Below are 16,194 nucleotides of genomic sequence, written 5' to 3'. Positions count from 1 at the left end.
GAAGGTGAACTATGGAAAACTTTGTGGAAGTCTCCAATCTTTCTAAAACCTTTGGCGACCGAGTAGTGCTGAACAGCATCTCCTTACATGTCGCTGAGGGTACCTCACTAGCAATTGTGGGAAGATCAGGCTCCGGTAAATCGACCCTGCTGAATATCATTGGGTTACTCGAAACCGCTACCTCCGGCAATCTGACAATTGCCGGTCGCCCCGCTCCCGGTGTCCGTACCCGCCAGGCAATGATGCTCCGTCGCAACACCATTAATTACCTTTTTCAAAGCTTCGCCCTTATTCCTTCCCAAACTGTTATACAGAACATTCTGCTCGGTATGGAATACGTCAAAGAGCCCCTAACAGAAAAACGTGAGCGCATTGCAGATACTCTTGCCAGGCTTTCTATCGGCCATCTTGCTAATCAGAAGGTAGCTACCCTCTCGGGCGGGGAGCAACAGCGTGTGGCGCTGGCCAGATGCCTACTTAAGCCGGGAGACCTCATCCTTGCTGACGAGCCCACGGGCTCCCTTGATAAGGAGCTGGCGCTTGCCTCTATCTCTGAAATGCTTCAGCTACACCGTGAATTTGGCAAAACACTGATTATTGTGACCCACGATCCGGATGTAGCCCAACGCTGTGACAGGGTCTTTGATCTCAGCGCAAATTAGGTGAATGTCCTGTGAAGACCAGCCTTGTTACATTTTCTGAATTAAGTGCTAGTAAATGTAACAAGGCTTAATACCTGGGCCGGAGTCTAGAGCAAGCTAACACCGGATAAAACCTGCTGGGATCGCTCACACCTGAGATAATGGGAGCCATGCTTAGCGTACTTATCAGACACGGACAGACCGATTGGAACCTAGAGCGCCGCTTGCAGGGTTCTAGCGATATACCCCTCAACGACACCGGTCGTGCCCAGGCCCAGGAGGCTGCCCTCAACCTGCGTGAGTACGCCCACACCCAGCAAGAAACAGACCCCGGCTTCACCTGGCACGGCGTAGTCACCTCACCCCTTTCCCGTGCCGCAGAGACCGGGCAGATTATTGCCGATGAGCTGGGCCTGCCCGTACTGGGCTCCTACGAGGGTCTAGCAGAGCGCTCCTTTAAAGACCTCGAAGGCATCAAAAACTACCCTGAGCTATGGGAAACTGTCGAGAACGAAACCGCCGATATTGAACCCCTGGGGGACTTCCTCAACAGGGTAGAGCAGGCCCTGGAACAGGTAGAAGCTGACTACCCGGGTAAGAACCTGATTATCGCCGTTCACGGTATGCTCATCTCCCGCCTGATGAGCTCACGCACCGGCCAGAAAGTCCCGGTTCCCGACAACGGCACGGTTACCGAGTTAGCACCGGCTCGCCGCGCCAGCTCCATTATGCTGATCCGCCACGGTCAGACCGATTGGAACAAGCTCAGCCTCATGCAGGGATCCAGCGACATTCCCCTCAACGATACCGGCCGATCCCAGGCCCGTGACACCGCCCGCTCCCTGATTGAGCGCGGCTTCACCTTTGATGTGGTGGTCTCCTCCCCACTTTCTCGGGCCCAAGAAACCGCCGATATTATGGCCGCTGCCTTTGGCCTGACCCTTGCAGGCACCTACGAGGGGCTGGTGGAGCGTGGCTACGGTCAGGCAGAAGGGCTCGATATTTCCGCTGAGGCCCGCAGGGAACCCGATGCCTACTACGCCGGGGTTGAAAGCGAACGCTCTGTCTACACCAGGGGAATCGAGACCCTGCGTCAGATCGCCCGGGACTACCCCGGTCAGCGGGTACTTGCGGTGTCCCACGGTTCCCTGATCCGCCGGGCACTTTCTGCCACCCACGGCTACGAATTTGGAACCATCGCTAACGCTGAACCCTTTCAGGTAGATCTGGTGGGGCTGGCCCGTTGGAACGAGAATGCTGAGCCCCTGCTGAACGGCAAAATCTAGTGGCTCGCTACCCTAAAGCCCTGGGGTGGGCCCTGGTAGGTCTTTACCTTACCGCTGTAGCCTTTATGGTTTTCTGGCCTGTACACGTTGACTCGGGCGATACCGGCCAAACTCTAGCCCGCCTGCTGGCTCATGCTCACGCCCAGGGGTGGCTACCTGCCTGGTTCGGCTACGGGCAGGTTGAATGGCTTTCCAACGTGGTCATGTTCATCCCCGGCGGCCTACTTTTTACCTGTCTCCTGCGCCCCGAACGCCTCTGGCTCATTCCCCTAGGCGGGCTAGTCTCTACCCTTAGCATTGAGAGTATCCAGCACTTCATGCCGGGGCGAACCAGCTCACCGCTGGATGTTTTAGCCAATTTTTTAGGCTGTGTTATCGGTTGGGTTTTCGCCTTAGGCTTGCTCAAAACGAGAGCAAAACGCAACAAAAAGAGCGACTGAAGCCCTTTTTTCTAGGGGTTTACATTGACTTACCCACAAAAACCCACATAAAATCAACTAATAATAGGGTTATTTAGCCCATCTCAATCTTTAAGGTGATAAAGACATGTTCGCTGAAGAACGACGTGCCGAAATAGCAAAGCTGGTAGCTTCAGCACGCCGTGTCAACGGCGCAGACCTGGCTAGACGCTACGAAGTCACGATGGAAACAGTCCGTCGTGACCTCGCCGCGCTCGAAGCCGATGGAAAACTGCGCCGAGTACACGGTGGTGCTGTAACTGTAGAGCAGTCAACATCCGTTGAATCCTCCATAGCCTTGCGCCAAAACATGAACACCCCCGAAAAGCAGAAAATTGCTCTGCGTGCCTACGAGCTACTGCGCGATTCCGATGCCGGGGCCGTTGTTCTTGATGCAGGTACAACTATCGAAATTTTAGCTGACCGTATCGCGGCCGCTGATTTTTCTCTTAAATCTGGTGCCGACCGCCTGATTATTACTCATGCGCTTCACATCGCCGTGAAACTTGCTGAGGCCGATGGCATCGTGCTCGATATGGTGGGTGGGCAACTCCGCAAAATGACCTGGGCCGCTGTAGGAACCCGTGCCGCCGCCCACTTCGAAACGATCCGCCCCGATATCGCCTTCATCGGTGTGAACGGGCTGGACGCCGAGTTTGGGCTCAGTACCCCCGGCTTGAACGAAGCTATCGTCAAAACCGCCATCGTTAAATCTGCCCGTCGCGTCGTCCTACTGTGTGACTCCGCAAAGTTCGGCCAGGAATCCCTGGTCCGGTTCGCAGGTCTAGGCGATATTGACACGCTTATTACCGATAAAGCGCCCGACGGTGAACTTGCTGCCGCGCTTGAAGAATCCAATGTAGAGGTGCTTATCGCATGATCGTAACCCTAACCGCTAACCCCAGTATGGACCGCACCGTGGAGCTAGACCACCAAATTAAGCGCGGAGCCGTTCAGCGCGCCAGCGGGGCGGCCTCCGACCCCGGCGGCAAAGGCGTAAATATCGCGCGTGCTCTCAATATCTCCGGTTTTGAGACCGTTGCGGTACTCCCCGGCGACGCTGAGGACCCCGTCCTGGCCGGTCTCAAAGACGAGGGTGTTCCCTTTGTGAATATGCCGATTGGCTCGCCCATCCGGTCCAACATCACCGTTGTTGAGCCCGATGGCACCACCACTAAGATTAATGCGCCCGGTCAGCCACTGAATGACGTTGCCCAGCAACAGCTCACCCGTCTGATGATTAAAGAAACCATTGACGCTTCCTGGCTGGTTCTGGCGGGTTCATTGCCTGCCGGTGTGCCCACCGACTACTACGCGGTCGTGGGTCGCTCTATCCGCGAATCCCTGGGCGAAAAAGCACCCCGAATAGCTGTCGATACCTCTGGCGCGGCCCTGCGTGATGCGCTGGTTGGCCTGGACGGTATGCCCAACCTCATTAAGCCCAATTCCGAGGAACTGGCCGAACTGGTCGGCAAGCTAGAGATGGCCGACGAACTGGAAAAGAACCCCGAGCTGAGCGCCGCTACCGCCAAGGAACTGGTAGACCGCGGTGTCGAAATGGTCCTGGCCACTCTGGGCGGGGCCGGCGCTGTACTGGTAACTGCTGAAGGTGCCTGGCACGCAGTCCACGAGCCGGTGAAAGTTCGTTCCACCGTCGGGGCAGGGGACTGCTCCTTGGCAGGTTTTCTCATTGCCCACGAAGAGGGCAAAACTCTGCCTGAATGCCTGGTCCAGGCAGTAGCTCACGGCTCAGCCGCCGCTTCTTTGCCCGGTACCCAGGTGCCTACTGTGGAGTCAACTGCACCTGCACTGGTGACCCTGCGCCAACTGGTTCTGTAGATAACTCCAAAAGACACATCAGTATTACTCACCCACCCATACCCCGAGGAGGAGCACATGTCTGCTCTGATCACTGCGGACCTCATCAGCCTTGATGAGGACCTCGGAAACTCCCGCTTTGAGGTTATAGCGCATCTGGCTAAGCTGGTCACCACAGCTGGCCGGTCCAGCGACTATGACACCCTCTACGCGGCGGCCCGCGCCCGCGAAGAGAAAACCGACACCGGTATTCCCGGCGGTATCGCCATTCCTCACTGCCGGAGCCAGGCCGTTACCCAACCCACCCTTGCAATGGCCCGGCCTAAACCCGCCGTTGACTTTGGTGCCCAGGACGGACCCGCTGACCTCATTTTTTTCATTGCCGCGCCGGCAGACGGTGATGAAGCCCACCTGAAGATTCTTTCTCAGATGGCCCGCTCACTGATGAAAAAGTCCTTTACCGCCGCACTGCGCGAAGCAAAAACCGCCAGCCAGGTCCTTGCCTTGGTTGAGGATGCTCTGGGCGTGCGCGAGAAAGCACCCCAAGCTCCCTCAGCTACCCCCGTGGCAGAAGCCGCTACCGAGTCTTCTGCCCGCCGTAAGAAGATTGTGGCTGTGACCAACTGCCCCACCGGTATCGCCCACACCTATATGGCAGCTGACGGCCTCAAATACGCCGCCGAAGAGCTGGGCTATGACTTCAAGGTGGAGACCCAGGGGTCCTCCGGCGGTGAAAAGCTGACCCAGGCTGAAATTGATCAAGCAGATGCCGTTGTCTTTGCTGTAGCTCTGCCCGTTCGCGGGCGTGAGCGCTTTGCCGGCAAACCCTTTGTTGAGGGGGCTGTTAAGCGCGCTATCGACGAACCCAAGGTCATGCTTGAAGAGGCCCTGGCTGAGGCCGCTAGCCCCAGCGGTAAGCGCCTTGCTGCCCCTAGCTCCGCCGACTCCTCCGAATCAGCCGATGAGGGCGGCCCCTGGGGTAGCCGCATCTATAAGGCACTGATGACCGGTGTCTCCTACATGATTCCTTTTGTGGCCGCTGGCGGCATTATTCTGGCTATCGGCTTCATGCTCGAAGCAGTAACCATGCCCAACCTAGGTGACGTTGATCCTCAGCTTATCCTGGGGCTTAAAGATGATTCAGTTACGCATCCCAGCCTCTTGAACCTTGATGGAGTGCCCCTATCTCTCTATCTAGGGGCATCATTACACCTGATTGGGGCCTTTGGCCTGAACGCTATGGTTCCGATTCTGGCGGCCTATATCGCCTACGGTCTGGCCCAGCGCCCCGGTATCGCACCGGGCTTCATTGCCGGGTCTGTTGCCGTGCTTGTTGGTGGTGGTTTCTTAGGCGGTATCGTCGCAGGCCTGCTAGCCGGTCTGTGCGCCTACTGGCTCTCCTTGCTGAAGCTACCTCGCTGGATGGCATCCATGATGCCCGTGGTGATTACCCCGCTGGTCGCTACTCTCTTTGCAGGCGGTCTGATTTTCTTCCTGCTCGGTACACCCCTGGCCTGGATTACCAGCTCACTGACTGAGTGGCTGAACTCCATGACCGGTGCTTCTGCCCTTCTGCTGGGCCTTATCCTGGGCGCCATGATGGGCTTTGACCTGGGTGGCCCCGTTAACAAGGCCGCCTACCTCTTTGCGACCGCAGGCCTATCCGCCGGTACCCTGGCCTCCCAGCAGGTCATGGCCGCTGTCATTATCTCCGGTATGGTGCCGCCGTTGGCTATGGCTCTGGCAACCACTGTTCGTCCCAAGCTCTTTAGCGCCCCTGAGCGCGAGAACGGTAAGGCCGCCTGGTTGCTGGGTGCCTCCTTCATTTCCGAAGGTGCCATTCCTTTTGCGACCGCTGACCCCCTGCGCGTAATCCCCTCATCGATGGTTGGTGCCGCTGTTGCCGGTGCTATCTCCATGGGTGCTGGTGTTGCTTCCCCTGCGCCTCACGGTGGTGTCTGGATTATCGCTCTTGTGCAGAATCCGGTCATGTTCCTTCTTGCGGCTCTGGCAGGCACTATCGTCGGCTCTGTCATGTATATTGTTCTCAAGTCACTTGCCGGTCGTCAGGCCGAGGCAACTGCCTAAACCCCTCCAACACTAAGGAAAACACTATGACTACCTACACTGGCGTCGGCGTCTACGCCGGACGCGTCATTGGCAAAGTTTTGCAGATGCCTGAACCTATCAAGGCCCCCTCTTCATCACTGAAGCTGTCAGCTGATGAGACTGCCGAGCAGGCTGCTGAACGTATTAAGGCCGCTGCCCAGACTGTCAAGAACGGTCTGCTAGAGCGTGCTGAAAATGCGGGCCGTGACGGCAAGGCAGTGCTTAAGTCCACGTCACAGATGGCAACTGACCGCGCCCTGCTCAAGAGCGCAATCCAGATTGTGGAGAAGCAGGGTAAGGCACCTGAACTCGCTGTATGGGAAGCCGCATCGGCTTTTGCTGACCAGATGGCTGCCCTGGGCGGCTACATGGCTGAGCGTGTGACCGACATCCACGATGTTCGCGCCCGCATCGTTGCTGAGCTGACCGGCCAGCAGGCCCCCGGTATTCCGGTGTCGTCTGAGCCTTTCATCCTAGCTGCTATTGACCTGGCACCGGCTGATACCGCAACCCTGGACCCTAAGCAGGTGATCGCTCTGATTACCTCTGACGGTGGCCCCCAGGCTCATACCGCTATCCTGGCCCGAGGCCTGGGTCTGCCCGCTATCGTTGCCGCTAAGGGGGTTACCGAGATTGAAAACGGTACCGAGGTTTACATCGACTCTAACGAAGGCGTCGTTGAAACCGAGGTCACCGCTGAGCACCGCGACCTGGCGCAGAAGTACGCTAACCGCAAGGAACTAGCAGACTTCGACGGTCTTGGGGTGATGGCAGACGGTACCCGCGTACCCCTCTACGCTAATGTCGGTGACGGCAAGAGCGCCGAGAAGGCAGCCGGCCTCAAGGCAGAAGGCGTTGGCCTGCTCCGCACCGAGTTCGGGTTCCTGGGTTACGATGCCGAGCCTTCGGTGGAGACCCAGACCGAAACGTACAAGTCTGTTTTTGATGCCTTCCCCGGCAAGCACATCGTAGTCCGTACTCTCGATGCTGGTGCCGATAAGCCCCTGCCCTTCCTCAACGTCAAGGAAGAAGAGAACCCCGCGCTGGGTGTTCGCGGCTTCCGCACCGACTGGACTGTGCCCGGTGTTCTTAAGCGTCAGCTTGAGGCTATTAAGGCAGCAGCTGACGGCACCGAAGCTGACATTTGGGTCATGGCTCCGATGATTTCAACGACCAGCGAAGCCCGTAACTTCAAGAACATGCTCGATGAGGTTGGTCTGAAGACCCGCGGTGTCATGGTAGAAACCCCTGCCGCCGCTGTAAACGCTGAGGCTATCCTGGGCGAGGTTGATTTCGTATCTATCGGTACCAACGACCTGACTCAGTACACCATGGCCGCTGACCGCCTGCTGGGCGACCTGGCTCACCTGAACAACCCCTGGCAGCCTGCCGTCCTGAAGATGATCAAGCTAACTGTTGAAGGCGCCAAGCGAGCCTCGGCAGCTGCCGGTAAGAAGAAGTACGTCTCGGTCTGTGGCGAAGCTGCCGCTGACCCCGCACTGGCTGTTGTCCTGGTTGGTCTGGGTGTTGATACCCTCTCCATGAACGCTGGCGCTATGGCCGCTGTTTCCGCTGTGCTCAAGTCGGTTACCCCCGAGAAGGCACAACAGATTGCTCACAAGGCACTGAGCCAGATCTCATCGGCTGAAGCCAAGGCGGCAGCTCGCTCTGAACTGCCCATCCTCGATGAGCTCGGTCTGTAAGTTAAACCAACTCGTTCATTGCTGAATAAAAGTCGTCAAAATCAGGGGTAACACGCCCCAAAGGTGCTGCCCCTGATTTAGACTCAGTAGTGGACAACAAATCCGCACTCTTTATAAGGAGAATCCCATGGCAGAACGTATTGCCACCATCGCAAGCCGTGTTGGCCTGCACGCCCGCCCCGCAGCGATTTTTGCTGAAGCAGCAGGTGACCTCCCCGTTGAAGTTACCATCGCCGCTGAAGGTGAGCCCGCAGACGAGGCAATGGACGCAGCTTCCATTCTCTCCCTGATGTCACTCGGTGCTAAGCACGGCGACAAGGTCGTTCTGCGTGCAGAAGGCGAAGGCGCTGAAGAAGCACTCGACAGCCTGGTTAAGATCCTCGAGACCGACCACGACGCCGAGTAATTATCTGAAGTAGTTGTGTGTCATCGTGGTCGGTTACGGGGTTCGCTTCGCTCACCGCACCACCTTCACCAGCTCCCAAGTCACCGTGTACGGTGACCTGCTGGCTGATTACGATGCCAAGTAATTAAAGCTTCACGGCGACGACATACTGTGTCGCTAACTGATTTACATGTCTGGCCCCCGCCCCGTATGGAGCAGGGGCCAGGCTGTGTTTTAGCATAAAACACGCACCCTACCCGCCTTGCGGGCTACACGGGTTAGCGACAAGTCGATAAACTGGAACACTGAACCTAGAATTTTTCGCGTTCACCCGCGTACCCAACCTGAAAAAGAGGGACCTTGCGAGACTTCACCGCCCGCTTCGCCACAGACACCGAAATCGCCCAATGGGATGAACACGTCATCGCCAGCCCCGGCGGCGGTAACCTGTTGCAGTCAGCTTCCTTCGCCTCGGTCAAAGCCAAGCACGGCTGGAAGCCCCTCTACCTGGTCTACGAAGGCACCACCGTCCTGAACGGTGAGAGCGCTCCCTTCGCCAGCTACAACCTGATTCTTGAAAAGTCTGTTCCTGCCCTGGGCAAGATCTGGTACATGATCAAGGGCCCCGGCGTGAACTCTGTTGAAGAGATCCCCGCGATCCTGGACGCTAACCGCGAATTCGTCACCCGCGAAAAGCTCGGCGTTTTTGCTATCAAGATTGAACCCGATATCGTCGCTGACGAAACCACCAAGGCTCTCATGGCTAAGAGCGGCCTGGTCAAGAGCTGGAATATTCAGCCCAATGACTCCACCGCTATTCTGGCAACCGATAAGAGCCAAGAGGAGGTCCTCAAGTCGCTCTCCTCACGCGGTCGTAATGCCGTGCGTCGTTCACTGCGCGAAGGTTGCCAGGTGGAGCGCGTGCCGCTAACTGAAGAGAACATGAAGAAGATGTACGCCCTCATGGACACTGTGGGCCAGGGCAACGCCCAGGTGAACCTGCGCTCCTACGACTACTACCGCGACTTCTGGACCACCTTTGAAAAGGCCGGGCAGGGGCGCCTCTACTTCACCTATGAAGACGGTGAACCTTCCGTGGGCGCTTATGTCATTCGCTACGGGGAAAAGGGAACCTACAAGGACGGCGGTTCCAAGCCCCGGCGTAAGCAGTACGGTGACTCCCACCAGGTGCAGTGGACTGCGCTGACTGACCTCATGAAAGAGTTCGGTATCAAGAGCTACGACTTCTGCGGCACCCCGCCAAAGGACCAGCTGAAGAACAAGGAACACCACCACTACGGCCTGGGTCTCTTTAAGACCTCCTTCACCAAGGAGGTCATCGACTACGTTGGTGTCTGGGACCAGGTGCTTTCACCGTTCAAATATAAGGCCTGGAACACCAGTGTTGAGAAGGTCATGCGTCAGCTCTGGGTTCGTAAGACCGGTCAGCCTTTCTACTAAACCAGCACGGACCGTTTTGGCGGTTATCTTGAACTTTCACCGATCAGGCGGAAGGAGTATCCCTTTCAGTGAGCAAGAGCTCTACCGGCTTGCAGCAGAAGGCTTACCCTTCTGCCTCTGCATTTGAAACAGGTATTGATAACACAGAAGATAGCGGTGCCTTTGGACAAACCGGGCTTCTGCCCCGTGCCGACACCGCAGTATCTGTGCTACCCGCTACGGGGCAGATGGCTGCCCAGGACTCGGAGGCCCCCCGGTCGCTAGGTGGTGCGCTTCCGGTAGTGTCCCTGGCTCAGGTGCGCGATCCCAAGCTTCGCGATGCACTGGCTCATCTGGGGGATGCCCCCAGCTCACCGGTGCAGGGGCAGGATAGCCCTACCGCAAGCCCCGCTCCAGCATCTGCCTTTGACCAGTTAGCACCGCCAACCTATCAGGTACCCTCCGCATTTGGGCCGGCCACTGACCTGAGTCTCAACCAGGCCCAACCGCCCAGCACGGAAGCAACACCTCCACCAGTCGATGATAGGCCCACAGCGTCAAGGACGGGCGGACTCCAGAAGGCTTTCTACCCCTCGGTAGCGGGTGCTCATACCGTGGCACGGCCCCTGACTGCACCCAAGCGGCCTTCGCGTATGCGTTCGTCGCTTAAGTCCTTTGTGAGCACGGACCAGTCCCTGACCAAACCGATGCGCGGCATCGCCCGCCTGGCCCAGCGCCCTTTCAATATCGCCTCCGCCCACCGGGCCGAGTATGTGCGCGAGAAAGAAGAAGCGCGTGAGGTCCTCAACTTCTCCCTGCGACTGGCTGAGACCATGTTCCACTACGGGGCAGATACGGTCGATGTTGACTCCGCAATCGTTGCGGTGTGCGCCGCCTATGGTCTGGAAGACGTTGAAATCGACATCACTAACCAGTCGGTTATTATCAACTACGTCTCAGATATTGATGAGGTTGATGACCAGACCCGGGCAATTGACTTCTCCGGCTCCGGAGCCATGTCCTCGAGCAAAGAACGCTTTAGCCACACGGTATTGCGCGTGGTTCGTTCCTGGTCCGAGAACTATGCGGCCCTAGATGACATTTATAAGCTAATCACCGAGATTACCGCAGGCAATCTGCCACGGCATCGGGCTGAACGCCGCCTGCACCGCATTAATACTGCTAAGAAGCCCTACTCGCCCATGATTATCATGCTGGCTAACATGCTAGCGGCTTTCTCCTTGGTGCTGGCTCTGGGCGGTTCGCTGGCGGCGGGCGCTGTAGGCGGTATCGTCTTTTTGGCCATTCACTTTGTGAACAGTGTGATTTCACGTCTCAAGATGCCCAGCTTCTTCAACATGGCTGCGGGCGCGGGCGTCGTAACGTTCGCATCTATTCTTATTTCCGATGACTCGTCTATCTTCTCCCAGCTGGGGCTCCACGTGAGCGCACCGCACATTGTGGCTGCGGGCCTGATCATGCTTCTGCCCACCGCCCGGTTAGTATCAACAGTCCAGGACGCCCTCAACGGTTTCCCGCTGACCGCAGCAGGTAAGTTCGTCTCGACGGGCATGTCATTTCTGGGTATTGTGGTGGGGCTTGCCTCAGCGGTGGCAGTCCTGACAGCTCTAGACATTAGAGAACTAGATATTACCGAGACCCGCTTTGTGGGGGCCTCTTTGGGGGTAAGCTACCTTTTCTTTATGCTAGCTTCCCTGGCTTTTGCGGTCACAACTCACGCCCGCTGGCAGACACTCTTATGGAACTTACTGATTGCTACCAGTGGTTTTTGGGTCTACCAGGGCTACACTTTCCTTTTTGGGGCTGGTGCAGGACGTGCCAATACCGCTTTTGCGGCTCTGGTCATTGGCCTCATGAGCACCTTCTTGGCTTACCGCTTGCAGGCCCCAGCCTCTATCTTTTATGTACCGGCCCTAACTTTTCTCCTGCCCGGTCTTTCCATTTTCCGGGGCCTTTATATCTTCACCGTAGAGGCTAATCCTTCGACTGGTGTGCCGGGGATGGTTGCGGCAATTTCAATTATCCTTTCTATGGCGTCCGGGGTGGTCCTCGGTAGCTACCTGATGCAGTACTTTATTCAGCAAGCGTCGGGTCAGCTCCAAACAGAAAAACAAGATCCGAAAGATACTCGGGACCGCTAAAGTGAGCCCAGACCTTCCCCCTATCATTTAGGAGCCGGCCAGGGGTGGCATTCTCAGCTGCCGCCTTGAGTGGGATAGATAACTGAGACCGGTAGATTTTCCGATCTGCTCTAGGGCTTTAGAGAGCCCAGTTCACCGGGGAGGCCCCCTGAGCGAGCAAGAGCTCATTGACGCGGCTAAAGGGTCGAGAGCCAAAGAAACCCCGCGAGGCAGAGAGCGGCGAGGGGTGCGGTGACTCCACGCAGGGGTAGCCACCCAGAAGCGGTTTGCAGGAGCGGGCATCTGCGCCCCACAGTAGCCCTACCAGCGGCCTGCCCCGGGCTACCAGGGCTTGAACAGCGGCGGTAGTGACCTGTTCCCAGCCCAGGTTGCGGTGGGAACCTGCGGCCCCAGCACCCACCGAAAGAACCCTATTGAGGAGCATGACCCCCTGCTGGCTCCAGGCCCGTAAATCCCCGTGATCCGGGGGCGTGATGCCCAGATCGGTGTTGAGCTCTTTGTAGATATTGTGCAGGGAACGTGGCACCGGCCTGACCTCGGGACGTACAGAGAAACTTAGCCCCATAGCGTGCCCGGGGGTAGGGTAGGGGTCCTGACCCAGCACCAGAACCTTGACCTGGCTCATGGGGTAGGTGAAGGCCCTAAAAATATCCGGGCCAGGGGGCAGGGTGTCCCGGCCAGCCTGATGCTCGGCCCGCAAAAAATTACCCATAGCCCTAATCTGAGGCTCCACGGGTGCCAGGGCCTGCGCCCAGTCCGGGTCCATAATCTCGTGTAGGGGCTGAGCAGGCACGGCGCTTGTTCTCCTCTTGTATGCGGTATTCTCCCTATAAGACTAGACCACCGAAAGAAGACCCATGAACATGCCAGCCGGTTCACCCACACCAGAGTCTCAGACTAGCTCTACCCACCGGCTTACCGAGCAGGAGCGCGCCATCTTAGATATGGAGAAAAAACGCTTCAAGTACCAGGGAAGTAAAGAACAGGCCATCAGCAAAGACCTGGGGCTGAGCCCGATTGCCTACTACCAGCAACTCAATGCACTAATCGATAATCCGCGCGCTATTGCCGCTGAACCGGCCCTCACCCGCAAGCTCCGGCTCACACGCAACCGACTCACCTAAAACAGGGCGGGGGAGTGTACCCTAGAAGCTGACCCCCGTAGCAACCGTGCACCGAAAGAGGCGACCAGTGAACACCTACCCCCGTGACGAGTTCGATGATGTCGAAGAAAACTCCTCCCGGCGGGGTGCCTACCGCGGACGAGTCACCGACACCTCAACCTCACGGGCCGGCCTGCTGGCTGTCATCATCAGTGGTATTCTCGCCCTCCTGGTGGGCGGCATCATGTACGTGGTTTCGCCCCGGACTGCTGGCCCGGGCATCACAACCGCGCCCGCATCGGCAAGAGCCACCGCAACAGCTACCGCCGATGCCAGCCCCAGCACCAACCCAGCTAGCGTTACCGTAGCGGTCTATAACTCAAGCGCCCCCGAAGGCTCAGCCAGCACCGCCGCCAGTGTCTTGCAAAAAGCAAACTACAAGATTACTGAAACCACCAACTGGACCGGCACCTATGCCACCGAGTCTATGGTTTACTTTGCTACCGGGGCCTCATCAGAAGCCAACGAAGTCGCTGACCTCTTAGGTATTGCCTACATCAACCAAGACTTCCAGGCCGAGACCGGTGAGGTCTATGTGGTGCTCGGAGCAGACTTCGACCCCACCGCGCTTGCAGAGCAGACCCAGGTGGCCAGCGCGGATGCTGCCACCTCGACAGCAACAGAGGATAGCCAGCTTTTCTACGTCTTTGACCCGGTGAACGGGACTTACACCGCCACCAGCAAGACAGAGGCCCTGGCCTCGGGTAAGGTTCTCTACCGTGTGGACCCCGCTACCGGTGCCTACGTTGAATACTCCGGAACTGATGCCAGCTCACCAGCCTCAGCGACTACGGGAACCGCTACCCAGAACACCCAGCGCTACAGCCTGGACCCTGCTACCGGCACCTATGTACTGGATCCTGCCGGTGCCTATATCTACGATTCTGCTACTGGAACATACACACAGGGCTAAGCAAGATCTAAGCCCGGGAGCTGTAGCTTTGTGCGCTGTTGGCGATTAAGGCTTCTCAAAGCGAATAATAGGTTTGCGCGCTCTGGGCTCAGGTGCCAAGATTGTAGTTAGCACTCAGAGGCTTGGACTGCTAAATCATGTGCTAGATTCTGCACCCGGGTGGCTCTGAGTAAAACACCTGAGCGATTTCTTGGTGAGGTCCTCCCCGTGCCGCCCCTATGGCGGCCCCGGTAGCGCCGTCCGTCGCGGGCACCGACTAATCGCGCTCACACCTAATGTTCCAGAAGGAGCGAAAGCCATATGGCAAAGCTGATTGCTTTTGATGAAGAAGCACGCCGCGGTCTTGAAAAGGGCCTCAACACCCTCGCAGACGCAGTAAAGGTAACTCTCGGCCCCCGCGGTCGTAACGTTGTCTTGGAGAAGGCCTGGGGCGCCCCCACCATCACCAACGATGGTGTTTCCATCGCCAAGGAAATCGAACTTGAAGACCCCTACGAGAAGATTGGCGCTGAGCTGGTCAAGGAGGTCGCAAAGAAGACTGACGACATTGCCGGTGACGGTACCACCACCGCAACCGTTCTAGCTCAGGCTCTCGTCCGCGAAGGCCTGCGCAATGTTGCCGCTGGCGCTGATCCCCTCTCCCTCAAGCGCGGTATCGAAAAGGCTGTAGAAGCTGTTACCGCTGAACTGCTCGCTTCTGCCAAGGAAGTTGAGACCGAAGAGGAAATCGCCGCAACCGCATCTATCTCCGCTGGTGACCCCGAAATCGGTAAGCTCATTGCCCAGGCTATGGAGAAGGTCGGCAAGGAAGGCGTTATCACAGTTGAAGAGTCCAATACTTTCGGCCTGACCCTTGAACTGACCGAGGGTATGCGCTTTGATAAGGGCTTCCTCTCTGGCTACTTCGTTACCGATGCTGACCGTCAGGAAGCTGTCCTTGAGGACCCCTACATCCTGATTGTTAGCTCCAAGATCTCCAACGTCAAGGACCTGGTTCCCGTTCTGGAGAAGGTCATGCAGGCCGGTAAGCCCCTGCTGATTGTTGCCGAGGATGTTGAGGGCGAAGCCCTGGCCCTGCTGGTTCTGAACAAGATGCGCGGCTCCATCAAGTCTGTTGCCGTTAAGGCTCCTGGCTTTGGCGACCGCCGGAAGGCTCAGCTGGCTGACATCGCTATTCTGACCGGTGGACAGGTTATTACCGAAGAGGTTGGCCTGTCACTTGATACCGCAACCATCGACCTGCTGGGCCAGGCCCGCAAGGTTGTTGTTACCAAGGACGAGACCACCATCATCGAAGGCGCAGGTGACCCTGAGGCCATCGAGGGCCGCGTTGCTCAGATCCGTGGCGAAATCGCTAACTCTGACTCTGACTACGACCGCGAGAAGCTGCAGGAGCGTCTGGCTAAGCTTGCCGGTGGTGTTGCTGTGCTCAAGGCCGGCGCTGCTACCGAGGTTGAGCTCAAGGAACGCAAGCATCGCATCGAGGACGCCGTCCGCAACGCTAAGGCCGCTGTTGAAGAGGGTATTGTTCCCGGCGGCGGTGTTGCCCTGATTCAGGCTGGCGTGAAGGCTTTTGAGAAGCTGGAACTGACCGGCGATGAGGCAACCGGTGCCAACATCGTCCGTGTTGCCATCGACGCTCCCCTCAAGCAGATTGCTTTCAATGCTGGCATGGAGCCCGGCGTCGTCGTCGATAAGGTCCGTCACCTCTCTGCTGGTACCGGCCTGAACGCCGCAACCGGTGAGTACGAGGACCTGATGGCCGCCGGTATTAACGACCCCGTAAAAGTCACCCGCTCAGCTCTTCAGAATGCAGCGTCAATTGCCGGTCTCTTCCTGACCACCGAGGCTGTTGTTGCCGATAAGCCTGAGCCTGCTGGTGCGGCACCGGCTGCCCCCGACATGGGTGGCATGGGCGGCATGATGTAGTCTGCCGCTTGCTCTGGTAAGTAGCCGCTCTTTGAGCTGAGAACTCCGCCTGCCCCGTTTGGGGTGGGCGGAGTTCTCTTTTAAGGACGCTGACTAAAAAATGCAGATAAGGGTATTGTGGTTCACACTTATTGGGAGTATTCTTTAAATCACTTAAGAGGTTTCCTCTAAGTTTTACTCATCAGTC

General features: G+C 57.5%; 14 protein-coding genes. 13 read left to right on the top strand and 1 reads right to left on the bottom strand.

Annotated elements, in window-relative coordinates:
* The first annotated feature begins 11 nt into the window (after nucleotides 1–11).
* The 10 genes from ACN08Y_RS01820 (at nucleotide 12) to ACN08Y_RS01775 (ending at nucleotide 12,002) form a co-directional block, all read left to right on the top strand.
* Nucleotides 12–662, top strand: a complete 651-nt coding sequence (locus ACN08Y_RS01820) for an ABC transporter ATP-binding protein (protein ID WP_419111670.1) — start codon at nucleotides 12–14, stop codon at nucleotides 660–662.
* A 149-nt stretch (nucleotides 663–811) separates the two neighbouring features.
* The gene (locus ACN08Y_RS01815; protein ID WP_419111669.1) at nucleotides 812–1,927 is read left to right on the top strand and encodes a histidine phosphatase family protein; all 1,116 of its coding nucleotides are present in this window, start codon (nucleotides 812–814) and stop codon (nucleotides 1,925–1,927) included.
* Nucleotides 1,927–2,367, top strand: coding sequence for a VanZ family protein (locus ACN08Y_RS01810; RefSeq protein ID WP_419111668.1), 441 nt, complete (start codon nucleotides 1,927–1,929; stop codon nucleotides 2,365–2,367). The genes ACN08Y_RS01815 and ACN08Y_RS01810 overlap by 1 nt, the downstream gene beginning before the upstream one ends.
* A gap of 106 nt (nucleotides 2,368–2,473) precedes the next feature.
* Nucleotides 2,474–3,265 (top strand): DeoR/GlpR family DNA-binding transcription regulator, encoded by a 792-nt coding sequence (locus tag ACN08Y_RS01805; protein WP_419104803.1) that lies wholly within the window; start codon nucleotides 2,474–2,476, stop codon nucleotides 3,263–3,265.
* The gene (locus ACN08Y_RS01800) at nucleotides 3,262–4,224 is read left to right on the top strand and encodes a 1-phosphofructokinase family hexose kinase (protein ID WP_419099105.1); all 963 of its coding nucleotides are present in this window, start codon (nucleotides 3,262–3,264) and stop codon (nucleotides 4,222–4,224) included. Before ACN08Y_RS01805 ends, ACN08Y_RS01800 begins: the two co-directional genes overlap by 4 nt.
* 57 nt (nucleotides 4,225–4,281) lie before the next feature.
* Complete coding sequence (locus tag ACN08Y_RS01795) at nucleotides 4,282–6,291, top strand: PTS fructose transporter subunit IIABC (RefSeq protein WP_419111667.1); 2,010 nt, start codon at nucleotides 4,282–4,284, stop codon at nucleotides 6,289–6,291.
* A 26-nt stretch (nucleotides 6,292–6,317) separates the two neighbouring features.
* Complete coding sequence (ptsP, locus tag ACN08Y_RS01790) at nucleotides 6,318–8,015, top strand: phosphoenolpyruvate--protein phosphotransferase (protein WP_419099107.1); 1,698 nt, start codon at nucleotides 6,318–6,320, stop codon at nucleotides 8,013–8,015.
* Nucleotides 8,016–8,142: 127 nt separating this feature from the next.
* Nucleotides 8,143–8,421: an HPr family phosphocarrier protein gene (locus ACN08Y_RS01785; protein ID WP_168614631.1), complete on the top strand. Its 279-nt coding sequence runs from the start codon at nucleotides 8,143–8,145 to the stop codon at nucleotides 8,419–8,421.
* A 339-nt stretch (nucleotides 8,422–8,760) separates the two neighbouring features.
* Nucleotides 8,761–9,861, top strand: a complete 1,101-nt coding sequence (locus ACN08Y_RS01780; protein WP_419111666.1) for a lipid II:glycine glycyltransferase FemX — start codon at nucleotides 8,761–8,763, stop codon at nucleotides 9,859–9,861.
* Between the two features lie 68 nt (nucleotides 9,862–9,929).
* Nucleotides 9,930–12,002, top strand: coding sequence for a threonine/serine exporter family protein (locus tag ACN08Y_RS01775; RefSeq protein ID WP_419099109.1), 2,073 nt, complete (start codon nucleotides 9,930–9,932; stop codon nucleotides 12,000–12,002).
* 118 nt (nucleotides 12,003–12,120) lie between these two features.
* Here the strand turns inward: ACN08Y_RS01775 and ACN08Y_RS01770 are convergent, their stop codons facing one another.
* Nucleotides 12,121–12,795 (bottom strand): uracil-DNA glycosylase, encoded by a 675-nt coding sequence (locus ACN08Y_RS01770; protein WP_419099110.1) that lies wholly within the window; start codon nucleotides 12,793–12,795, stop codon nucleotides 12,121–12,123.
* 64 nt (nucleotides 12,796–12,859) lie between these two features.
* Between ACN08Y_RS01770 and ACN08Y_RS01765 the strand changes: the two genes are divergently transcribed.
* The 3 genes from ACN08Y_RS01765 to groL all read left to right on the top strand — a co-directional run bounded on the left by ACN08Y_RS01765 (nucleotide 12,860) and on the right by groL (nucleotide 16,007).
* On the top strand, nucleotides 12,860–13,126 hold the full coding sequence (locus ACN08Y_RS01765) for a DUF3263 domain-containing protein (protein ID WP_419104799.1): 267 nt from the start codon (nucleotides 12,860–12,862) through the stop codon (nucleotides 13,124–13,126).
* A 67-nt stretch (nucleotides 13,127–13,193) separates the two neighbouring features.
* A complete protein-coding gene (locus ACN08Y_RS01760; RefSeq protein WP_419111665.1) occupies nucleotides 13,194–14,078 on the top strand; it encodes a LytR C-terminal domain-containing protein in 885 nt (294 codons plus the stop codon).
* A 300-nt stretch (nucleotides 14,079–14,378) separates the two neighbouring features.
* Nucleotides 14,379–16,007, top strand: a complete 1,629-nt coding sequence (gene groL, locus ACN08Y_RS01755) for a chaperonin GroEL (RefSeq protein ID WP_419099113.1) — start codon at nucleotides 14,379–14,381, stop codon at nucleotides 16,005–16,007.
* The last annotated feature ends 187 nt before the right edge of the window (nucleotides 16,008–16,194 follow it).

The sequence above is a fragment of the Rothia sp. P5764 genome, from assembly GCF_048512965.1.
Lineage (GTDB): Bacteria > Actinomycetota > Actinomycetes > Actinomycetales > Micrococcaceae > Rothia.
The sequence above is the reverse complement of the archived record's forward strand: the minus strand, read 5'-3'. Positions and strand labels throughout refer to the sequence as shown.

Excerpts from the sequence above, each read along its gene's own strand:
- ACN08Y_RS01820 (WP_419111670.1), top strand. The coding sequence starts at position 12 with ATGGAAAACTTTGTGGAAGTCTCCAATCTTTCTAAAACCTTTGGCGAC.
- ACN08Y_RS01800 (WP_419099105.1), top strand. The coding sequence starts at position 3,262 with ATGATCGTAACCCTAACCGCTAACCCCAGTATGGACCGCACCGTGGAG.
- ptsP (WP_419099107.1), top strand. The coding sequence starts at position 6,318 with ATGACTACCTACACTGGCGTCGGCGTCTACGCCGGACGCGTCATTGGC.
- ACN08Y_RS01815 (WP_419111669.1), top strand. The coding sequence starts at position 812 with ATGCTTAGCGTACTTATCAGACACGGACAGACCGATTGGAACCTAGAG.
- ACN08Y_RS01785 (WP_168614631.1), top strand. The coding sequence starts at position 8,143 with ATGGCAGAACGTATTGCCACCATCGCAAGCCGTGTTGGCCTGCACGCC.
- ACN08Y_RS01795 (WP_419111667.1), top strand. The coding sequence starts at position 4,282 with ATGTCTGCTCTGATCACTGCGGACCTCATCAGCCTTGATGAGGACCTC.
- ACN08Y_RS01805 (WP_419104803.1), top strand. The coding sequence starts at position 2,474 with ATGTTCGCTGAAGAACGACGTGCCGAAATAGCAAAGCTGGTAGCTTCA.
- ACN08Y_RS01765 (WP_419104799.1), top strand. The coding sequence starts at position 12,860 with ATGAACATGCCAGCCGGTTCACCCACACCAGAGTCTCAGACTAGCTCT.
- groL (WP_419099113.1), top strand. The coding sequence starts at position 14,379 with ATGGCAAAGCTGATTGCTTTTGATGAAGAAGCACGCCGCGGTCTTGAA.